The sequence below is a fragment of the Cupriavidus sp. KB_39 genome (assembly GCF_052114485.1).
Classification (GTDB): domain Bacteria; phylum Pseudomonadota; class Gammaproteobacteria; order Burkholderiales; family Burkholderiaceae; genus Cupriavidus.
This window is the reverse complement of the sequence record NZ_JBFREV010000115.1, coordinates 1-1,744: the sequence shown is the minus strand read 5'-3', so window position 1 is coordinate 1,744 and position 1,744 is coordinate 1. Positions and strand designations below refer to the sequence as shown.

The 1,744-nt window shown below is 65.1% G+C and carries 2 protein-coding genes and 1 pseudogene; 2 read left to right on the top strand and 1 reads right to left on the bottom strand.

The features are described 5' to 3' along the window. Positions 1-192: pseudogene (locus tag AB4Z27_RS28875) on the bottom strand (MarR family transcriptional regulator); the annotation flags it as partial. 100 nt (positions 193-292) lie between these two features. On the opposite strand from AB4Z27_RS28875, the gene AB4Z27_RS28870 reads away from it, so the two are divergent. Both AB4Z27_RS28870 and AB4Z27_RS28865 read left to right on the top strand, forming a co-directional pair. After that, positions 293-1,234, top strand: a complete 942-nt coding sequence (locus tag AB4Z27_RS28870) for an ABC transporter substrate-binding protein (protein WP_092294858.1) — start codon at positions 293-295, stop codon at positions 1,232-1,234. 76 nt (positions 1,235-1,310) lie between these two features. Next, positions 1,311-1,744: ABC transporter ATP-binding protein (locus tag AB4Z27_RS28865; protein WP_441645967.1), on the top strand; the 434-nt coding region annotated here is incomplete at its 3' end.

Below are 1,744 nucleotides of genomic sequence, written 5' to 3'. Positions count from 1 at the left end.
CCGCAGCGTGGCAATCATGTCGAACATGTCCCAGGTGATGCCGTGAGGCGCCAGCCACCGCTCGGACGCCCTCATCGCCAGATCGCGAATCCGCAGGATGCGGCCCAGCACCAGCACGTGGTCCGTGACGAGATCAGGCCGCACGCGCGACCACTCTTCATCGAAGCTGTCTATCAAATCGTGTTTATCCATATAAGAAATTGTCTCAGTCGCATTCTAGCTTTGCGTAAAGTATCTTTATATCAAGATACTAAATCTCGGACTAACCCTACAAGGATACAAGGAGACTTCGATGACGACACGCTTTCGGCTGCTGGTTTTCCTGTTGACCGGGCTGGCACTGGCCCAGCCGCCCACCGCGATGGCGCAAACGCCGGCCAGGACTAAGGTGCGCGTGGCGTCCGTGGTCTCGGCAGCCTGGCTGCCGCTGTGGATTGCCAAGGACAAGGGCATGTTCACAGCCCATGGGCTGGACGTGGACATCACCACCGTGCAGAACGTCTCCACCGTGGTCGGCGCGCTCGGCCGGCAGTTCGAGGTCTCCGGATGCACGCCCATCGACATCATCAAGGCACGGCTGCGCAAGCTCGATGTCGTGGGCATCGCGGGCAATACGCAGGAGCTGACGGCGAACCAGCAGATGCAGCTGGTGACCCGCGCCGACGGCCCGATCCAGAATCTGGCCGATCTCAAGGGGCAGGTCGTGGCCACGCCCTCGCTCAACGGGGTGATCCACATTGCCACGCTCAATGCGCTGCGGCAGCGCGGCGTGGACCCCAAGGACGTCCGCTTCCAGGAAATGGCCTTCGCCAATATGGGCGACCAATTGGCCGCAGGGCGGGTGGCGGCGGCGGAGATCGTCGAACCCTACGCCTCGGTGTCAATGAAGGTAGGCGTGCGCACCCTCGGCAACCCCATGCTTGGCGTGGCCGACCCGGTGATCCTGACCTGCTGGATGGCGAATGGCCAGTGGGCCCGTGACCACCGGGCCGCCGTGACGGCCTGGCGCGCCGCGCTCAACGACGCCATCCAGTACATCCAGAAGAACGACCAGGCGTCGCGCGCGGTGCTGGCCAAGTGGACCCGCCTGCCTGATGCGGTTGCGGGCTCGGTCCGCCTGCCGGCCTACACCACCCGCCTCGGCGATGCCGAGATTGACACCTGGATCCAGACCTCATTCGCCGTCGGCGCCATCCACGAGAAAGTGAGCGCCGCCGGCGCCAGCCTCAACTAGTTCACGACCTATGAATGCATCGGTATTTTGCTGTGAGCAGGCGGAAGTCAGACTGACGTCGGCCAGTGGGGAGAAGATGATTCTCCAGGGCATCGACCTGAACATCGGCCGGGGCGAGTTCCTCTGCATGGTGGGCGGCTCCGGCACGGGCAAGACCACCCTGCTGCGCGCGCTCGGCGGGTTCTGCGCGCCGACCGGCGGCGCCGTCCTATATGAAGGCGCGGCCTTCAGCGGTCCGCCGGCGGGCGTGGTGACGGTGTTCCAAGACTATGGCAACGCGCTGCTGCCGTGGCGGACGGTGCGCGGCAACGTGGCCCTCGGCATCGAGGAACAGGTCTCAGGCGCGGCACTGGACGACCGCATCGACGCCGCGCTGGCCATGGTCGGCCTGCAGCAGGCGGCCCGGGAGTATCCCGCCAAGCTGTCCGGCGGCATGCAGCAGCGACTGCAAATCGCCCGCGCACTGGCGCTGCAGCCCAAGGTACTGCTCATGGACGAGCCATTCGGCGC